Origin of the sequence: Tenacibaculum ovolyticum DSM 18103 (assembly GCF_000430545.1) — a bacterium.
GTDB lineage: Bacteria > Bacteroidota > Bacteroidia > Flavobacteriales > Flavobacteriaceae > Polaribacter > Polaribacter ovolyticus.
The window spans coordinates 53,979-73,419 of sequence record NZ_AUMF01000017.1; the positions used below are offsets into that span (position 1 = coordinate 53,979).

The 19,441-nt window shown below is 30.6% G+C and carries 18 protein-coding genes and 1 tRNA gene; 2 read left to right on the top strand and 17 right to left on the bottom strand.

All coding sequences use genetic code 11. From position 1 onward, the window contains the following. Positions 1–5: 5 nt before the first annotated feature. The 11 genes from H518_RS0106385 to H518_RS0106435 form a co-directional block, all read right to left on the bottom strand. Complete coding sequence (locus H518_RS0106385; protein ID WP_028888288.1) at positions 6–662, bottom strand: CoA transferase subunit B; 657 nt, start codon at positions 660–662, stop codon at positions 6–8. Between the two features lie 4 nt (positions 663–666). Further along, complete coding sequence (locus tag H518_RS0106390) at positions 667–1,368, bottom strand: CoA transferase subunit A (protein ID WP_028888289.1); 702 nt, start codon at positions 1,366–1,368, stop codon at positions 667–669. 26 nt (positions 1,369–1,394) lie between these two features. Beyond that, the gene (locus tag H518_RS0106395; protein ID WP_028888290.1) at positions 1,395–3,683 is read right to left on the bottom strand and encodes a transglycosylase domain-containing protein; all 2,289 of its coding nucleotides are present in this window, start codon (positions 3,681–3,683) and stop codon (positions 1,395–1,397) included. Next, positions 3,680–4,171 carry a gliding motility lipoprotein GldH gene (locus tag H518_RS0106400; RefSeq protein ID WP_081411158.1) on the bottom strand — a complete coding sequence of 164 codons (492 nt, stop codon included), beginning with the start codon at positions 4,169–4,171 and terminating at the stop codon, positions 3,680–3,682. Before H518_RS0106400 ends, H518_RS0106395 begins: the two co-directional genes overlap by 4 nt. After that, positions 4,158–5,780 (bottom strand): regulatory iron-sulfur-containing complex subunit RicT, encoded by a 1,623-nt coding sequence (gene ricT, locus H518_RS0106405; RefSeq protein ID WP_028888292.1) that lies wholly within the window; start codon positions 5,778–5,780, stop codon positions 4,158–4,160. Before ricT ends, H518_RS0106400 begins: the two co-directional genes overlap by 14 nt. Positions 5,781–6,006: 226 nt before the next feature. Continuing rightward, the gene (locus H518_RS0106410) at positions 6,007–7,695 is read right to left on the bottom strand and encodes a glutamine--tRNA ligase/YqeY domain fusion protein (protein WP_028888293.1); all 1,689 of its coding nucleotides are present in this window, start codon (positions 7,693–7,695) and stop codon (positions 6,007–6,009) included. A 117-nt stretch (positions 7,696–7,812) separates the two neighbouring features. Next, positions 7,813–8,412 (bottom strand): hypothetical protein, encoded by a 600-nt coding sequence (locus tag H518_RS19390; RefSeq protein ID WP_051263690.1) that lies wholly within the window; start codon positions 8,410–8,412, stop codon positions 7,813–7,815. A 209-nt stretch (positions 8,413–8,621) separates the two neighbouring features. Then, complete coding sequence (locus H518_RS19395) at positions 8,622–9,485, bottom strand: hypothetical protein (RefSeq protein ID WP_043706637.1); 864 nt, start codon at positions 9,483–9,485, stop codon at positions 8,622–8,624. Between the two features lie 12 nt (positions 9,486–9,497). Beyond that, positions 9,498–10,343: a hypothetical protein gene (locus H518_RS0106425; RefSeq protein WP_028888294.1), complete on the bottom strand. Its 846-nt coding sequence runs from the start codon at positions 10,341–10,343 to the stop codon at positions 9,498–9,500. Positions 10,344–10,445: 102 nt separating this feature from the next. Continuing rightward, complete coding sequence (locus H518_RS0106430) at positions 10,446–11,498, bottom strand: helix-turn-helix domain-containing protein (RefSeq protein ID WP_028888295.1); 1,053 nt, start codon at positions 11,496–11,498, stop codon at positions 10,446–10,448. Between the two features lie 97 nt (positions 11,499–11,595). Beyond that, complete coding sequence (locus H518_RS0106435; protein ID WP_028888296.1) at positions 11,596–12,153, bottom strand: YceI family protein; 558 nt, start codon at positions 12,151–12,153, stop codon at positions 11,596–11,598. A 92-nt stretch (positions 12,154–12,245) separates the two neighbouring features. On the opposite strand from H518_RS0106435, the gene H518_RS20430 reads away from it, so the two are divergent. Then, a complete protein-coding gene (locus tag H518_RS20430; protein ID WP_028888297.1) occupies positions 12,246–13,064 on the top strand; it encodes a helix-turn-helix domain-containing protein in 819 nt (272 codons plus the stop codon). A 51-nt stretch (positions 13,065–13,115) separates the two neighbouring features. Here the strand turns inward: H518_RS20430 and H518_RS0106445 are convergent, their stop codons facing one another. The 6 genes from H518_RS0106445 to folB form a co-directional block, all read right to left on the bottom strand. Continuing rightward, on the bottom strand, positions 13,116–14,966 hold the full coding sequence (locus tag H518_RS0106445) for a M1 family metallopeptidase (protein ID WP_028888298.1): 1,851 nt from the start codon (positions 14,964–14,966) through the stop codon (positions 13,116–13,118). Between the two features lies 1 nt (position 14,967). Further along, the gene (locus H518_RS0106450; protein WP_028888299.1) at positions 14,968–15,372 is read right to left on the bottom strand and encodes a hypothetical protein; all 405 of its coding nucleotides are present in this window, start codon (positions 15,370–15,372) and stop codon (positions 14,968–14,970) included. A 68-nt stretch (positions 15,373–15,440) separates the two neighbouring features. After that, positions 15,441–17,081 (bottom strand): S8 family serine peptidase, encoded by a 1,641-nt coding sequence (locus H518_RS0106455; protein ID WP_028888300.1) that lies wholly within the window; start codon positions 17,079–17,081, stop codon positions 15,441–15,443. A 10-nt stretch (positions 17,082–17,091) separates the two neighbouring features. After that, positions 17,092–17,937 (bottom strand): MBL fold metallo-hydrolase, encoded by an 846-nt coding sequence (locus H518_RS0106460; RefSeq protein ID WP_028888301.1) that lies wholly within the window; start codon positions 17,935–17,937, stop codon positions 17,092–17,094. An 81-nt stretch (positions 17,938–18,018) separates the two neighbouring features. Beyond that, positions 18,019–18,089 (bottom strand) — tRNA-Cys (locus H518_RS0106465). Positions 18,090–18,144: 55 nt separating this feature from the next. Then, positions 18,145–18,507, bottom strand: coding sequence for a dihydroneopterin aldolase (folB, locus tag H518_RS0106470; RefSeq protein WP_028888302.1), 363 nt, complete (start codon positions 18,505–18,507; stop codon positions 18,145–18,147). A 110-nt stretch (positions 18,508–18,617) separates the two neighbouring features. Here folB and ygiD point away from each other — a divergent pair, with 110 nt between their 5' ends. Next, entirely contained in the window at positions 18,618–19,436 is an 819-nt protein-coding gene (ygiD, locus tag H518_RS0106475) for a 4,5-DOPA-extradiol-dioxygenase (protein WP_028888303.1), read from the top strand. The last annotated feature ends 5 nt before the right edge of the window (positions 19,437–19,441 follow it).

Genomic DNA, 19,441 nt, shown 5'->3' on the forward strand with positions numbered 1-19,441 from the left:
CTATCTTAAATGTTCATTTCAGGAATTTCTCCATTTACAATTAAAGTACCTTCGGTTGCTGCTTGAATTTCTTCAACAGAAACACCTGGAGCTCTTTCTAATAAATGAAAAGCACTATCTTTTACTTCTAACACGGCTAAATTAGTAACTACTTTAGTTACACAACCAACACCTGTTAATGGCAAAGAACATTCTTTTAGTATTTTAGATTCACCACGTTTATTAGTATGCATCATTGCAACAATAATATTATCGGCAGATGCTACTAAATCCATCGCTCCTCCCATTCCTTTTACCATTTTTCCTGGAATTTTCCAGTTAGCAATATCACCGTTTTGTGCAACTTCCATTGCTCCTAAAACTGTTAATTGAACGTGTTTACCGCGTATCATAGAAAAACTTGTCGCAGAATCAAAAATAGATCCTCCATCTAAAACAGTAACTGTTTGTTTTCCTGCATTTATTAAATCTGCATCTTCAGTTCCTTCTACAGGAAATGGTCCCATACCTAATAACCCGTTTTCTGATTGAAATTCTACTTCAATTCCTTCAGGAATGTAATTTGCTACTAAAGTTGGTATTCCAATTCCTAAATTAACATACCATTTATCTTGTAATTCTTTAGCTATTCTTTGTGCTATTTGTTGTTTTGTTAATGCCATTTTATTACAATTTAGGTGTTACAGTTCGTTGCTCAATTCTTTTCTCATATTTGTCTCCTTGAAAAATACGTTGAACAAAAATACCTGGAATGTGTATTTGATTTGGATCTAATGTTCCTGCTGGGACTAATTCTTCAACTTCTGCTACTGTAATGGTTGCCGCTCCACACATATTTGGATTAAAATTACGTGCAGTTCCTTTAAATATTAAGTTTCCTGCCGTATCTCCTTTCCATGCTTTTACAAATGAATAATCTGCTTTAAAAGCTGGTTCTAACACATACATTTTCCCATCAAACTCACGTGTTTCTTTACCTTCTGCAACTTCTGTTCCGTAACCAGCTGGTGTATAAAATGCAGGAAAACCTGCTTGTGCTGCTCTACACTTTTCAGCTAAAGTACCTTGTGGAGTTAATTCTACCTCTAATTCTCCAGAAAGCATTTGACGCTCAAATTCATCGTTTTCCCCGACGTAAGAAGAAATCATTTTTTTAATTTGACGATTTTGTAATAATAAACCTAAGCCAAAATCATCTACTCCTGCGTTATTAGAGATACAAGTAACTTCCTTTACCTCTATTTTTACTAATTCAGCAATAGCATTCTCTGGTATTCCACACAAACCGAAACCACCTAACATCAATGTCATGCCGTCTTTTACACCAGCAACTGCTTCTTGTACGTTATTTACTTTTTTATTTATCATTGTAGTTGTTTGTTTAAAAAAATTACTTAAAAATCTGTATCTCCTTCTCCACCATCTTCAGTTTTTTCAACTTCGTTACAGTTAATTTTTATAGAAAGTTTCCCTGAAGGTTTTTCAAAGTCTTTCTTACTTATATTTAAGCTTTCATCTGCATAACATTTTTGCATAAACAATGCCCATGTTGGTAATGACATTGATGCTCCTTGCCCTTTTCCTATTCCTGCAAAATGCGTTGCTCTATCTTCACCTCCTGTCCAAACTCCTGTTGCTAAATTAGGTACAATTCCCATAAACCAACCGTCTGATTGATTTTGTGTTGTTCCTGTTTTTCCTGCAATAGGGTTCGTAAATTTATAAGGATGCCCAGTAATATAATCAGCTTTTTTCCATTGTGTACGTAAACGTACTCCAGAACCACCAGTTGTTACTCCTTTTAATAAATCTAATACTACATAAGCCGACTCTTCACTTACCACTTCTTTTGTCTCAGGTACAAATTCTTCTAAAACAGTTCCGTTTTTATCTTCTATTCGAGTAATCATCATCGGACTAACACGTAACCCTTTGTTTGCAAAAGTTGAATAAGCACTTGCCATTTCTATTAACGATAAATCTACCGCACCTAAAGCAATAGAAGGATTTGCTTCAATTGTTGATTTGATCCCTGCAGATCTAGCTAAACGTGCTACATTTATTGGCGATACTTTATCTATTAATTGTGCAGTTATAACATTTACCGAATTTGCTAATGCTGCTTTTAAGGTTAATTCTTTACCGTATTTATTATCTGCATTTTTAGGGGTCCAATCTTTTGGCATTCCATATTTTTCTTTCGGAATTGTATATAAAACATTCGGCAACTTATCACAAGGTGACATTTTTAACTGATTAATTGCTGTTGCGTATACAAAAGGCTTAAAAGTAGAACCTACTTGACGTTTTTGCTGTTCTACCGCATCATATTTAAAATATTTATGACTAATACCTCCCACCCATGCTTTAATATGACCTGTTTGCGGCTCTATAGAAACTAAACCTGATCGTAAAAAATGTTTATAATAACGTATAGAATCGTAAGGTGTCATAACGGTATCTATTTCTCCTTTCCAAGAAAAAACACGCATGTCTACATCTGTATTAAACGATTTTTCAATTTCTGCTTCACTTTTCCCTGCCGATTTTAAACGTTTATAACGATCTGAGTTTCGTTTTCCTCGTTTCATAATTCCCGTAATTGATCTTTTATCTATATCATAAAAAGGAGCATTCTTATTTCTCTTTTGTTCTTTAAAGAAAAAAGATTGAAGATTTGCCATATGTTCTCTACTTGCTTCTTCAGCATACCTTTGCATACGAGAATCAATAGTAACATGAATTTTTAATCCATCTTTATAAATATTATAAAATTCTCCGTTATCCTTTGGGTTTTCTTTTGCCCATTTTTTTAACCGTTGTTTTAAATTTTCTCTAAAATATGTTGCTAATCCATCACTGTGACTCTCTGGTGTAAAGCTAATTTTTAAAGGTAGTTTTTGTAACGAATCTTTTTCTTTTTGTGTTATAATATCGTTTTTTGCCATTTGAGCAAATACCACATTTCTACGCTGTAATGATTTTTTTTTAGATCGTTCTCTATATGGGTTGTATTGTCTCGGGTTTTTTAACATTGCTACTAAAATAGCCGATTCTTGCATATCTAATTCTTTAGGTTCTTTACCAAAATAGATACGTGCGGCAGAACGAATACCAGTTGCATTAAAAAGAAAACCTTGTGTATTTAAATACATCGTTGCTATTTCTTCTTTAGTATATTGACGCTCTAATTTAACTGCAACTACCCATTCTTTTAGTTTTTGGGTAAGTCTTTTAATTTTATTGCTTGAACCTCCTTTATTAAAAAGATTTTTTGCTAACTGTTGTGTTATTGTACTTGCTCCTCCTTCTGTTCCTAATTTAGAAAGAGCCCTAGCTAAACCTCTAAAATCGATACCTGAATGTTCATAAAAACGTTCGTCTTCGGTAGCTACTAATGCTTTTATTAAATTTTTTGGTAAGTCGTTGTACTTAATTGGTGTTCTATTAGCTTTTACATAGTATTTACCTAGTGTTTTTCCATCTGACGAAATCACTTCTGTTGCTAAATCACTTTTAGGATTTTCTAATTCTTCAAAGGAAGGTAATTCTCCAAATATTCCCCAAGAAGCTAATAAAAACAATAGGCAAATAATACAAAAGCCACCTAATAGAATGCTCCAAAACCATTTGATATATTTACTAAAATTATTTGTGTTTGTACTTGTCTTTTTCTTTGTCATTTTTGTATTTTTTCAATTCTAAATCCAACGTGAGAAACACCTTCAAGTTCCTCAATTCCATCTACATTACCATTTTTTCTCATGGCTTGTCGAATTTTTAAGGTATAATTTCCTTTACTCGGGAATGTTATGTTTTCTTTATAAAAAAGTTTATTTTCTTTAACATCAGTAATTCCTTTTCCTAAAAACTTACCTGTAACATCCGTCATGTTATATTCTAAAGTATCAACAATAATTTGACCATCTGGAAAATTCATTTGAGTTATTAAAAACAAATTACTGTAATTATAATTTTTATTGTTTCTAAGATTTATAAAAAGGTTTTTCTTTTTAATAGAATCTTTTATAGGGAAAGTAAATGTAACTACATTCCTCTTGCTCCATGAACTTTTAGGCAACGTAATATATTCATCATATATTCTGCCAGAATCGCATGAAACAATCATAAAAATTGTTAAAAAAAGTATAAATATACTACTCCTTTTCATTTTTTGTATCCTTGGGTTTGTTTGTATTTGGTTTTTTTCTTCGTTGGTTATTATTCTTTTTCGGGCTATTTGTTTGTTTATTTTGAGACTGAGCATTGTTCTCTTTTACTTCTTTTTGAGGTTTTGGTTTATTTGCTCTAGGGTTAGGCCTAGGTTTTGGCTTCTTATTCTCAACATTTTTAGTTTCAGAATTTTTATTTACCTCCTTATTCTGAGGCTTCCTTTGAGGCCTTCTATTTGGTTTTGTTTCTGATGGCTGATTTCCTTCTTTTTTATTTACTGGCTTCCTTTGAGGCTTTCTAATCGGTTTTGCTTCTGAAGGTTTATTTCCTTCTTTTTTATTTACCGGTTTTCTTTGAGGTTTTCTAACAGCAGGTTTATTATCTTCCTTTTTATTTACTGGCTTTCTTTGCGGCTTTCTATTTGATTTTGCTTCTGAAAGTTGATTTCCTTCTATTTTATTTACTGGTTTTCTAGATTTCCTTCTATTATTATTTCGTGATTTTTTTGGTGCATCAAAACGGGTTAAACTATCTTGACCTACAACATTTTCAAAATCAACAATTGGTTCTAAAACTGCTTCTAATTCATACTCATCTAATGGTAAAGCTAGTTCATTGTTTTTATTTAATTCAATAATTTCTTGAACCTGCTCTAATGATATTCGAAACCACTTAAAACTTTCTTCTTTGTAAGTATACCAAAGTATCTTTTTAAAGATGTCCATTTTAACAAAAACGGCATCCCCTTTTTCTGTTTTAAGTATTTTATCTTGTTTCGGAAAACTCTGTAGTGCATCTAAATAAGTATCTAACTCAAAGTTTAAACAGCATTTTAATTTACCACATTGTCCTGCTAATTTTAATGGATTTAATGACAACTGTTGATAACGAGCTGCTGCTGTATTTACTTTTCTAAAATCGGTTAACCAAGTTGAACAACACAATTCTCTACCACATGACCCAACACCTCCTAAACGTGCTGCTTCTTGACGCATACCTACTTGACGCATTTCTACTCGTATAGAAAAAGTTCCTGCTAAATCTCTAATTAACTGACGAAAATCTACACGTTCATCTGCCGTATAATAAAAAGTAGCTTTTGTTCCATCTCCTTGATACTCTACATCTGAAAGTTTCATTTTTAGTTCTAATCGACTAATAATTTCTCTTCCTTTCCGTTGTGTTTCTTGTTCTTTATCTCTGGCTGCATGCCAAATATCAATATCTTTTTGTGTTGCCTTTCTGTAAATTTTTTTTACATCCTCACTATCTGCTGCAACTTTTCGTTTCTTCATTTGAACTTTCACAAGTTCTCCTGCTAATGCAACAATACCAATATCATGCCCAGAAGATCCTTCTACAGCAATTACATCACCCATAGAAATGGTTAACTTTTCGGTATTTTTATAAAAATGTTTTCGTCCGTTTTTAAATCGGACTTCAAAAATATTAAATGGTGCTTCACCCGTAGGTAAAGTCATATTCGATAACCAATCAAAAACAGCAAGTTTATTTCCACTTCCACAGGTACCTGACGCACAATTCCCATTGCTTTTGCAACCTCCAGGAACCCCGTCTTTGCTAGTTGAACAACTGTTACAACTCATAAAATAGTATATTTTTTAAAACATTTTTTAAATCTGATTTATCCCAGTATCAAAAAACATTTTTTATTATTGATTTTCAGTTAGATAAACTTTTTCATCATAACTTTACTTAATCAGTAAAGATACATAATCTATCGAAAATGGAAAATGGATTTTTGTTATAAAAAAACACCTCATAATTTCATAAATTATGAGGTGTTAAAATTAAAGTTTTTACTATTTTATTTTAGTTCTTTTTTGCCCAATTATCTCTTAACCCAACAGTTTTATTAAATACTAAATTTTCTGAAGTTGAATCGTCATCAACATTAAAATAACCTAAACGTTGAAACTGAAATTGCTCTCCTACTTTTGCTGTTTGTAAACTTGGTTCTACAAAAGCAGTGATTTTCTCTAAAGAATTTGGATTTACAAAATCCATATAGTCTTTCTCTTTATGTGAATCTGGAGCTTCATCTAAAAACAATCTATCATACGCTCTTACCTCAGCTTTCACCGCATGTTTTACAGAAACCCAATGCAAAGTTCCTTTTACTTTACGTTTACTTTCTTCAGTATTACTTCCAGATTTTGTTAACGGGTCGTATGTACAATGAATTACAGTTATTTCTCCGTTTTCATCTTTTTCACAACTCGTTGCCGTAATAAAGTAGGCATTTTTTAAACGAACTTCTTTTCCTAATTTCAATCGGAAGAATTTTTTATTTGCTTCCTCTCTAAAGTCTTCTCGCTCAATATAAATTTCTCTTGAAAACGGAACTATTCTTGTACCTGAATTTTCATCTTCAGGATTATTTTCAGCTATTAAAATTTCTTCTCTGTCTTCAGGATAATTATCAATAATTACTTTAACAGGATCTAAAACTCCCATTACTCTGTTAGCTGTTTTATTTAAATCTTCACGAATTTTAAATTCCAATAAAGAAACATCAATAATATTTTCTCTTTTAGATACCCCAACTGTTTCTATAAAATTACGAATTGACGCTGGTGTATATCCTCGTCTTCTTAATCCAGAAATTGTTGGCATTCTCGGGTCATCCCATCCATTTACAACACCTTCTTCAACCAACTTTAATAACTTACGCTTACTCATAATAGTATAGCTTAAGTTTAATCGAGAAAACTCTCTTTGTTTTGGTGGATTTACAAATTCTGATTTACTGTACTCGTAAACGTTATCACGAAACCAATTGTATAATTTTCTGTGAGGTTTAAACTCTAACGAACATAATGAATGTGATATTTGCTCTAAATAATCACTCTCACCATGTGTCCAATCATACATCGGATAAATACACCAATCTGAACCTGTTCTATGATGAGATTTAAACATAATTCTATACATTAAAGGATCTCTCATTAACATGTTGTCATCTGCCATGTCAATTTTTGCTCGTAAAGTGTGCTCTCCTTCTTTAAACTTTCCGTCTTTCATTCCTTGGAATAATTCCAAGTTTTCCTCTACAGATCTATTTCTAAAAGGACTATCTGTTCCTACTTGCGTTGGTGTTCCTTTTTGAGCACGCATTTCTTCAGAAGATTGACTATCTACATATGCCTTACCGTCTTTTATTAATAAAACAGCCCAGTCATATAATTGTTGAAAATAATCAGATGAATACAGTTCTTTTTCCCACTTATACCCCAACCAAGTAACATCTTTTTTTATCGCATCTACATATTCTTGCTCTTCTTTAGCAGGATTTGTATCATCAAAACGCAAATTTACTGGCGCATTGTATTTTTGCCCTAAACCAAAGCTAATTCCAATAGCTTTTGTATGACCGATATGTAAATATCCGTTAGGCTCTGGAGGAAAACGAAAACGTAAATTTTCTTTTGGCATTCCGTTTGCCAAATCCTCTTCAATAATTTGCTCTAAAAAATTAAGTGATTTTTTTTCTTCTGACATCTTCTGTTGAAATTGAACAGCAAAATTAAGCAAAATTGTTGACGTGATTTATATATAAAAAGAAACCCTTTCAAAATAAATAAAAAGGGTTTTATGATCTTCTCTAATCATTTATAACTAAAACATCTTATAGGTTTTAATTTCCTCTTCAGTCATCCAATGAATGCTAGTTGAAGAAGCTGCGTTAATTGTAAAGTAGTAGAAATCTTTAGCTTCCGCATCGGTAAATCCAATAGATTTATAGTAGTTTATATATGGTAAGTGATTTGTGTGCCCTACAGGAAAATCTGTAGCTGTTACATTATCACCAGCCCAAGAATGAACTCCAATTTTTATATTATTACCTCTAGTTCGTTTTTTTCCAGCTAAGAAAAAATCAACGCCACCAGAAGCAATTTCTGCTTTATCTAATAAATGAATGTCTATATTTAAATCATACACTTTTTTAGACAGCCTTAAATTTATTTCGTCATCTGATGATCCATCGCAATTTTTAATATTTATTGTTTTTACACTTGGGTATTTAGAATATAGTTTATCAAAATTCACTAATGATGAACTACCGATGGTTCCATTCATTTCTACTGTTTCTTTATTACTCGAAACTTTAAAAATTCCAAAAGTAATTTGTGTATCTTTTATATTTGAATCGTTATTACTACAACCAATGAATATTGTTAATAGTATTATTACTAATAATGTTTTTTTTGTTCTCATCTTTTTCTTGATTTAATTAATTTTATAAAATAAAAAAGCACATACTTTGTAATTGCCTTTTTAAGGAAACTACCGAAGTATGTGCTTTGAACACAATGTTTTAAATTACATTTCCAATTTCTTCTTCAGTGATGAAATGTAATTTTTAAAAAACTTAATACATAAATAAAACAAGTTATTTTATTTACACCCTACTTTTAGTAATTAAATTACCTCTTATAGGTTCCGTCTGGTAAAACTGTTGGGAATTTATATTGAGTGTCTGTTAACAAACCATAAACCGCCGCATCGGTAGTTTGAACTTTAATTTTATTATTTAATTTCCATTCTTGCTGAATTTCACTTAATCTATTCACTTGACCTCCTAAAATAGAACTCATTACCCAATAAAAGTATTCTGTTGCTTGACAATCGTATGTACAGGTTGTATCATCATAAGTATACCAAGAATTTACTGGATAAGAACTTGGAATTGTTGTAAAATTACCACCTCTTGCAACATCCATTGCATTTGTTAATGATGTACCTGCATTTTCTCCAAAAATATTTGGATATGCTTTTGAATATCCTGCATGTGTAATTATATGCCAAACCTCTTCTAACGAAGCGTCAAAACGCCCTGTTTTTCCTCCTGAAACAAAACCTGGAATAGTTTCATCATCTCCTAAGTCTTGTCCTAATCTTCCTGAAGGTGGACTTGACGGCATATCGTTTTGAGTTTTCCACAAAAACAAAAATGCTTTATTTTCTATCATTTTATCAATTACTAATTGATTATCAACAGCCCCATCCTCATTGTTATCTAAATATTGTGCCATTACATTCGCTGCGTGTAATAACTTGCTATCTTGAACACCACTTGCCGCATAAATATCTATTCCAAAAACGACTACTTTTCTATTGAAATTGGTTAAATCTGCATCATTATTTACTACAATTTTAAAATTTGGATCATTTCCTTGACTAATCACTCCTCCATCAATAACTATTGAATTATCATTATTTGAACATGACACACAACTCATTGTTACTATACTAATAAGTATAGCTCCTAAATTCATTAATCTTTTCATATTTATATGTTATTATTTAATTTTTGTCCCTATTATTTTATCATAATCTGCATTTACTTGCATTGGTACTTTTTTATCTTTCATAAATTGTAATGCTTCTTTTTGGTGTGCATTTAATGCCACGTTCTGATTTGCAAAATTAATTGCCCAGATTTGATGTATGTATTCATTTACTGCAGTAATTTTATCGTAGTTCCCATTTTCTTCAGCATTTTGTACAGAAATATCATAAGTACTTGCTGCAATATCTGCATCCATAAGTTCGCGTAATTTTTTACCAGCCGTAAAAGCAAAACTATTATCCGATCTACTTATTGCTTCTGTAATTGTATGAAATACTTCTTCCCATAAAGCATTAAAATCGTCAGGCCTCCAAGTGGATGAATTTAATTTATTAACAGTCCAACCTTTTCCATTATAATTTTTTATATAAGGCCAATTATCTGTTTGCATACTCATACCGTACAACCCTTTTTTTGATAATTGACTTGCTTCAGATATTTTGTTAACCATATTTAATGGACCAGAAATAAACAGTGTTTTTTCGGCAAGCTGTTTATTTAATTCTTTTTTATCATCATCAACAACACCGTTATTATCTTGATCTAAAAAACTACTAAATAAACGAACACTATGATCAAAGATATTTTTTGCAGTTGTTCCAGGAGTAGTTTCATTAGACGTTGGGCTCACGGCACTTCCTACAATATAGAATCCGTTAATGTTATGTACATAATCAGCATTATCTTTTAAATATGTTTCTAATGAAAATGTACTGGGTACAATCTCTGTATTAGTAGAGCAACATGTAATTGCCATTATAACTAATACAATTATTCCTGATTTTATTTCTTTCATAATACTTAAGGGTTAAAAAAGCTATTTACCATTATACAAATTGATAACAGCAAATTAACGGCCACCCTTATTAATTATGCGTATTGAAGAGTCCGACTGCGGTTATTCGGACTTTTTTAATAAATTTTGATATTGTTTTGGAGTCATTCCTTCAACAGCTTTAAACACCGTGTAAAATGTTGATTTCGAATAGAAACCAGCTTCTTCTGCCACTCCTAAAAGAGACAGTTTTGTAGCTTTTTCTGATAATAGTAAGTTTTTAAACTCATCTACCTTAAACTGATTTATAAAATGATAAAAGTTATTTTGAGTATGTAAATTTATCAACTTAGATAGTTCTTTTTCTTTTATATTTAATTGAACCGAGAGAGATCGTAAATTTAAATTAGGTTTTGTGAATAATTTTCGCTGTTGAATTGCTGCTGATATTTCTAAAAACTGTGTTGAAGTTTCAGAAATACCAATCTCCGAAATTTCTTCTTCTTTTTCTTTTACCAAAAATAAAGATGATATAAACATTTCTGACTGTGAAAACCCATTATACCCAATCCAATAAATCATAAAAAAAGTAAGAATATTAGATGCATATGCAAAATACTGAATAAATTCTTCATTTTGTAGTCCAACCAAATCCTCAACAATCCATAGTAAGTGAAAAAAAAGAAAAACATATACAATTGCCTTAATCCAAGACAAAGTTTTATTTTCTATCTCAGAATAAAAATCGTTAATTTTCTCTTTATGTTTTTTTAAAACTCTAAGAACATAAAACAATATGATAATATTGAATAGATATTCAAAATATTTAAAAGCATCGACATCGTAAGAAATACTATTTAAAAAAATTCCTGGCACAAAAAACAATAAAAAATACCAAGTATTTTTTTTGTTTAATGTTTGGTTTATATATAAGAACAGGAAAGGAATTGTAAATAACGAAGTCTGTAATAAATTTACTTCTAGATTATCTATAATTTGAATAAATGAATCAAGTACCTCAATAGATAAAGACCATAAAAACATACCTAAAAAAACATTTGCCTTTCTATTATTTGTTTTAGAGGTCATAAAAAGTAACCCCAACATAAAAGCTGTAGCTATTGATAATACATCTAGTATCGTTAGTAAGTTAAAGTCTAGTACTTCTTGTTCCATTTTTTAAAAATACAATCATTAAATAAAAAAAAGGCCAAAAACTATATTAGTTTTGGCCTCTACAAAAGTATATACAAATACTTCCTTAAAACGGGGATTATTGTTGATTCATTTCAATGTTAATGGTAACATTCACTTCTTTTCCTACAGGATTCATTCCTTTTCCCACATTAAAATCTTCTCTTTTAATTACTGAAGCTAACTTTAAACCTGCTTTCTTTTTCCCGCTTTTAGTATCAATTACTCCATTTAATTTACCTTTAAAAACTACTTCTTTAGTAATTCCCTTAATGGTAATACTTCCTGTAGTTTCAAATTCTTTTCCTTCTAAGCTTTTAAAAGATGAACTCTTAAACACAATACTTGCATGCTTTGCAACATCAAAAAAATCAGCAGATTTTAAATGATTATCTCTTCCTGATTGGTTTGTATTTATTGTTGCTGCATCTATTGTTACCTCAAAACTAGGTGCTTCAAATTTTTCGTTTGCACTTGCAGTAATATCAAATTTCCCAAAATTTCCTGTTACTTCAGAAATCATAAAATGTGATACTGAAAATATAATTGAAGAATGTGCTTTATCTACTTTCCATGTAGTTTGTGCGTTTATATTTAATGTTACTAATAATATAAATGCTAGAATTAATTTTTTCATTATTTTTAAGTTTTAAAATTTGAAGCAAAAGTAAAGCCCGCTACCTTTATATAACTTATTAAAAACAGCAAACAACTTATGAATTTGCCCCTATGAAAATCCCTATTCATAATATAGAAACTTCTTACAATATTAATATAACTCCTATTTCTTATAATAATGGATATGATTTTAATGCAATTCATAAACATAATTATTTTGAAATTTTGTTTTTTGAAAAAGGTGGTGGTCATCAACTTATCGACTTTAACAACATACCTATAAAAGATAATAGTTGTTATATTGTAAAACCCAAACAAGTACATTTAGTAAAAAGATTTATTGAAGCTGATGGCTTATTAATTCAGTTTACTAATGAAATGCTTTTTACCAATACCTTTTCTTTATTAAAAAGCTATTCAAAATCCTCTGTAGTTTATGAAGAAAATCAAAACCAAACCAAAGATTTTTTTATTTTATTAAAACGTATTCTTGACATCCAGAAAAGTAAATCAACTTATTTTAAAGAGAAATCTATTCACTTATTGTCAACTCTTTTATATTCATTAGAAGAAAATATTAACAACCAAAATACCAGAGCAAATACTATAACTGAAAAAGTTACTGGGTTTACTGAATTAGTTGATGAATTTATTACTGAAAAAAGCATTAATGAATATGCTGAACTATTAAATATATCAAGTAAAAAACTAACTCAAATTGTAAAAAAAGAATTAAATACTACACCTTTAAAACATATACACGATGTTTTAATTCTTAATATTAAACGTGACTTAGCTTTTAAAGAATTAAGTTATAAAGAGATTGCTTATAACTATAATTTCGATAGTCCTTCTAACTTTAGCCTTTTTGTAAAAAAACAAACAGGATTAACCCCATCAGAACTTCAAAAAAAATTATTGACTCAATAAAAAAAGGTTGAGAAAAATTCTCAACCTTTTTTATTATTGCTTAGTTTATATCTATTCTTGAGTAAAACTATTATTCGTTTGATTAATATCTGCCATTAATTTAGACGGATCTATTTCTACTGATTTTACAGTTTTTGATGTTGTAAATGTATATGTAGGATGTGCGAATGTCCAATCTTCAATCGTTGTTGCACTTGTTGGTTTTTCGCCACGCATCATACGTAAAGGAATGTTAAATGACTCTTTTGAACCATCTGTATAAACCACAGTAACATCTATAGGCATTGGCATTTGCCCTATTCTTTCTAATGTAACTTCTTTTCCGTTTACAGATTTTACTCCGTAATCAATTGTATGTGTAGTTTGAGTCCACTCGTTTAAATACCAATCTAAATGAATACCTGAAACTTTCTCTGCCGTACGCTTTATATCATTTGGAGCTGGATGTTTAAATGAAAAATCTGTAAAGTATTTTTCTAACGTTTTTGCTACATTTTCTTTACCTATAATATACTCTAATTGTGATAAGAAAATATTTCCTTTTGAATAACTTGCAATACCATAAGCTGTATTGGTATGAAACCTATCTGCATGTGTAGATAATGGCTCTTCTAACTTACTTGTTACAACGTAATTATAACCTCTATAAGAACCTGAATGTGGATTCTCTTTATTTCTACCTGAAATTTCATTTTCTGCTTTGTTAGATATATAAGTTGTAAATCCCTCATCCATCCAAGAATGCTTACTCTCATTAGTTGCTAACAAAAATTGAAACCATGTGTGTGCTAATTCATGAGCAGTAACACCAAATAAACTTCCAAACTTACGTTTACCTGTAATTAAAGTACACATTGCATACTCCATACCACCATCTCCTCCTTGTATAACAGAATATTGTTTGTAAGGATATTGCCCAATATGCTTGCTAAAATAAGTCATTAACTCAGCTGTTTTAGGCTGTAGTTTTTTCCAATTTTCTTTATAAAAATCGCTTAATGTATTTTTATATAAAAAATGTAAATCGATACCGTTATCCATCTTAAATGTATCATGAATATATTCAGGATCTGCTGCCCATGTAAAATCATGTACGTTTGGCGCTTTAAATTTCCATGTTAATTTTTTTCCTGCTGGAATATTTAATGCAGCTGTTTTATCTTCATAACCATGACCTACTTCTTGTGGGTTTTCAACATATCCACTACCACCAACAACATAGTTTTTATCAATATGAAGTGTTACATTAAAATTACCCCAAACTCCATGAAATTCACGTCCTAAATATGGTGGTGTATGCCATCCTTCGAAGTCATATTCAGCCATTTTAGGATACCATTGTGCCATAGATAAAGCAACTCCTTCTTTATTATTTCTTCCTGAACGACGAATTTGTTTTGGTACTTGAGCGTCAAAAATCATATCGAAAGTTACACTTTCTCCTGGTTGGATTGCTTCATTTAAAGTAACTTCTAAAATTGTACCTACTGTTTCATGTTTAACAACTGATCCGTTTTGTTTTAATGAACCTATTTTAATAAACCCAATTTCAGATGGTGATAACTTACTAATTCTATCTCCAACTCTTTTATCTGGGTCTTTTATATTTCTCGAACGGATATCCATTTGAGAGTTTGGTTGAAACGCATTAAAGTATAAATGATAAAATACCTTGTTTAATACATCTGGTGAATTATTTGTATACACTAATTTTTGTATTCCTTTATATTGATATGTTTTTACGTTCATATCAATATCCATCGTATAATCAACGTGTTGTTGCCAATAATTTTGACTTGTTGATTTTTTTACTGGTACTTTAACTTCATGATTATTTGTTGCGTTTGTAGATGCGCAAGAAATAACCGACAATAATGAAAGTCCTAAAATTATTTTTTTCATTTTAAATTGTTTTAATTCCTATTGAGGTTAGTGTATTTTTTAGGTTGTTTAATTCGTTTTCGTTTTTCAATATAGAAAAACTTCTTTTTTTTCCGTTAACTAATTTTAAAAAAGTACGATCTCTACCAAACACCTTCTTTGTTTCTACTCCTTTTATCTTAGAAAGTTGATAGGTAGTTTTCCAAGATCTTTTTAACAGGTAAAAAAGCATTACTGCTATTGATATTGCAGCTAGTAATGTCATAAAAACAAAAAGTAATTCATTCTTATGATAACTCATAGAAAATAACTGAACACTCATATTAAGTATATTAACTAACATTAATACCATAATTAACCAAGAATGTGTTGGTACATCGTCTTTAATGGTTATTTGCTCTTTTTCCTTATTAAACTCTAACTGCATAAATTCTATTTATAACAAAAAAAGAGCATCAAAATAATGCTCTTTTTTTTGTTTTCTATATTACTTTTTTATTTTTTACCGTTTACCATTCTGTCAGCCATTCTAACAGCATTGTAAGCGTTTACAACACGACCTGATACTGATAAACTTGCAAAAGGAACTAATTCTACTGGTTTCCCATATCTTCCTCCTGTTCCTGGCTTATTTACTTGTAAGTTTATCTTAGTTCCAGAGTTCATTAAAATATGCTTTACTTGACTTGCAGATAATTCTGGGTAATAAGAACGAACTAAAGCAGCTACACCTGCAGCTGAAGGTGCTGCCATTGAAGTACCGCTGAATTTTTTATACTCACCATCTGGTGTTGTTGAATGTACTTGTACTCCTGGTGCAAAAACATCTACATTTATTTTACCATAATTAGAAAAAGCAGCTGGTAATTCTTCAGTATACTTTGCGCTCATAGCTCCTAATGTTAATACATTATCTGATACTTCGTTTATTAAGTCTGGTGCATCATTAGGAAATGTTTTTTCTACATCAATATTCTTTCCATCATTTCCTGCTGCATTTACAATTAACACATCTTTAGAGGCTGCATATTTTAAAGCTTTATAAACCCATTCTTTATTTGGTGAAAAAGCTTTCCCAAAACTAGTATTAATTACTTTAGCTCCGTTGTCAACAGCATAACGAATACCTAAAGCTACATCTTTATCATATTCATCTCCGTCAGATACCGAACGTACTGCCATCATTTTTACATTATTGGCAACACCATTCATTCCTTTATCATTATTACGAGTTGCACCAATAATACCAGAAACATGAGAACCATGTGCTTCTCCTTTTTTAGAGTGCCCTATGTTTCCATCTCCTGAACCTGGTTTATCATTAATATCATAAGCATTATCACCTACAACTGTACGATAATCAGTTTTTAAGTTTTCACCAGAAATAGTTGCATTAGCTTTCTTAACTTCTCCTTTTAAAGCTTTTGAGATACCAGATAAAGTAAGTCCATTTCTCTTAGCAAACTCTGCTGTATTAATTGCCTTTTTTAATTTTTCATCTGTAGTATTAATCGCATCTATTTCTTTAACTGTATAATCAGCTTTTCCAAAATATTTTTTAAAAACAACATCTGCTTTTGTTACTCCACTTAACATTTTTTCGTAACTCTCTTTTGTCTTTTTTGCTCCTTCTACTTTTTTAGCTTGGTATGCTTTTACTTCTGCCAAAGTTTTAGCATCAGCAACTGATGGATTCATTAAAATACGTTCGTATTCTAAGTGTTCTTTATATGACTTCCCTAAAAAGTTCCATCCATTAATATCATCAACATATCCATTTTTATCATCATCAATTCCGTTACCTGCAATTTCTTTAGTATTTACCCAAGCAACATCTACTAAATCTTCATGTTTTAAATCGGTACCAGAATCTACAACTCCAACAATAATTGTTGTGCTTTTCTTTCCTTTTAAGAAATCATATGCTTTATTAACACTCATTCCAGGAATTGTGTCAGTTGCCAAATCTAAATGTTGCCAGTTATCTTTTTCGTAATCTGTTAATTCAGCTTTCTTTGCTGAAATACTTACCACAGTATTACTTCCTGTTGGTACTGCCACTTTACTTACTGATGAACAACCTACTAATGTAGTAATTGCAATTGCTGAGTAAAATAATGGTTTCAAAACTCTCATAATGTTTATCTTAATTAAATATATCTGTAAATTTATAACTCTCTTTTAAACGTACTCCTTTTTCTGTGTGCTTCACTGTAATTAACTCGTTGTAAGCATCGTGCTCTAAAAACAAGTAAAAATCATTATCTGCTGCTTCGTTTAAAAAAATTCTTTTTTCTTCTAAGGTAAGTAATGGTCTCGTATCATATCCCATTACATAAGGTAATGGTATGTGTCCTGCTGTTGGTAATAAATCAGCCATAAAAACAATTGTTTTACCTTGGTAATTAATTTTAGGTAACATTTGTTTTTCAGTATGCCCATCCATAAACAACACATCAAAACCTACTTGGTTTTCAATGTTTTTATCAATAAAATTTAATTGTCCGTTTTCTTTTATCGGCTGTATATTTTCTTTTAAAAATGAGGCTTTTTCGCGAGCATTAGGCGCTACAGCCCAATTCCAATGATTTTCATTACTCCAAACTTTTGCATTTTTAAAAGCAGGCATATACCCTGTTTTATCTTTGTTCCATTTAATTACACCTCCGCAGTGATCAAAATGCAAATGTGTTAAAAAAACATCGGTAATATCATCTCTATGAAAACCATATTTGGCAAGTGAAATGTCTAATGAAAAATCTCCAAACAGGTAATAATATCCAAAGAATTTATCTGATTGCTTATTCCCAACTCCTGTGTCAATTAACGTAAGTTTATCTCCTTCTTCAATAAGCATACAACGCATGCCCATTGAAATCATGTTTTTATCGTCTGCTGGGTTTGTTTTTTCCCAAATACTTTTCGGTACTACGCCAAACATAGCGCCACCATCTAATTTAAAATTCCCTGTTTCTATTGGATAAATTTGCATACCTACAAAGATGCAGATTTTTAACGAAACTTTTTGTTAATAAAAACAAAAAAGCAACTCAAAATTGAGTTGCTTTTCTTGAGGTGTCTAGCGGATTCGAACCGCTGTACATGGTTTTGCAAACCATTGCCTAGCCACTCGGCCAAGACACCCTTTGGTAATAAAGACTGCAAATTTACATCTTTTATCCTTTAATGCAAGTTTTTTTTAACTTTTACGCACTTCTTTTAAAACAATTACCACCTCAGCTACATTACCTCCTATTGGGGGATTAATTTTTGAAACGCTAACTTCCGCTTCCTCAACTAATTGTATTTCTTTAAACACTCTATCTAAAATACGTTGCGCAACATGCTCTAATAATTTAGATCGAATTGCCATTTCTTCTTTAATAATATGATTTAAGTGCACATAGTCAACAGTATCAACTAGTTCATCTGTTTTTGCTGATTTTTGTAAATCTGCTTTCACTTCTATATCAACTCTATATTCAGAGCCAATTTTAGCTTCTTCTTCTAAACATCCGTGATTTGTGAATAGTCGGATGTTGTTTACGCGTATTATTCCCATATATGCAAAGATATATATTGTATTTTTGGTCTTAAACACAATAAGGAAAAAACATTTTGGATAGAAAACATTTTTTACAATTGGCAGGTTTATCATCAATTTCAATGGCTATGAAACCTATTTCAAATCTTGAAAAGATGATGAGTGCTTTTAAGAACACACCAAAAATGCCTGTTCTTTTTTTAGGTCATGGTACACCTATGAATGCTATTGAAGAGAATGAGTATACTTTAGGTTTTAAAAAAGTAGCTAAAAATCTACCCAAACCTAATGCTATAATTTGCGTTTCTGCTCACTGGTTAACCAGAGGAACGAAAATTACTGCCATGGAAAACCCTAGAACAATTCATGATTTTGGAGGTTTTCCACAGGAATTACACGATGTAAATTATCCTGCAAAAGGGAATAATGAATTAGCAAAAGAAACACAGAAATTATTTTTACCTGATAATAAAATAGAATTAGATCATGAATGGGGGTTAGATCACGGAACATGGTCTGTATTAAAACATTTATACCCTAATGCTGACATTCCTGTTTTACAATTAAGTATAGATTATTATAAATCTGCTGAATATCATTTTGAATTAGCAAAAAAACTCGCTAAACTTCGTCGTAAAGGAGTTTTAATTATTGGTAGTGGAAACATTGTTCATAATTTAAAACGATTAGATAAAAACACCTCTAAATACGATTGGGGAAATGAAGCTAGAGAAAAATTGAATAAGTTAATTTTAGATGGTAATTTTAAACCTTTATTAGACTATAAAAAATTAGGAAAAGAAGTACAACTAGCCATTCCTACCCCAGATCATTATTTTCCGTTAATTTACACTTTAGGGTTAAAGGAAAAAAAAGATACTATTAAGTTATTTAATGACTCTTTGCAAAATCCTAGAATAAGCATGACATCTTTAAAAATAGATTAATCAAC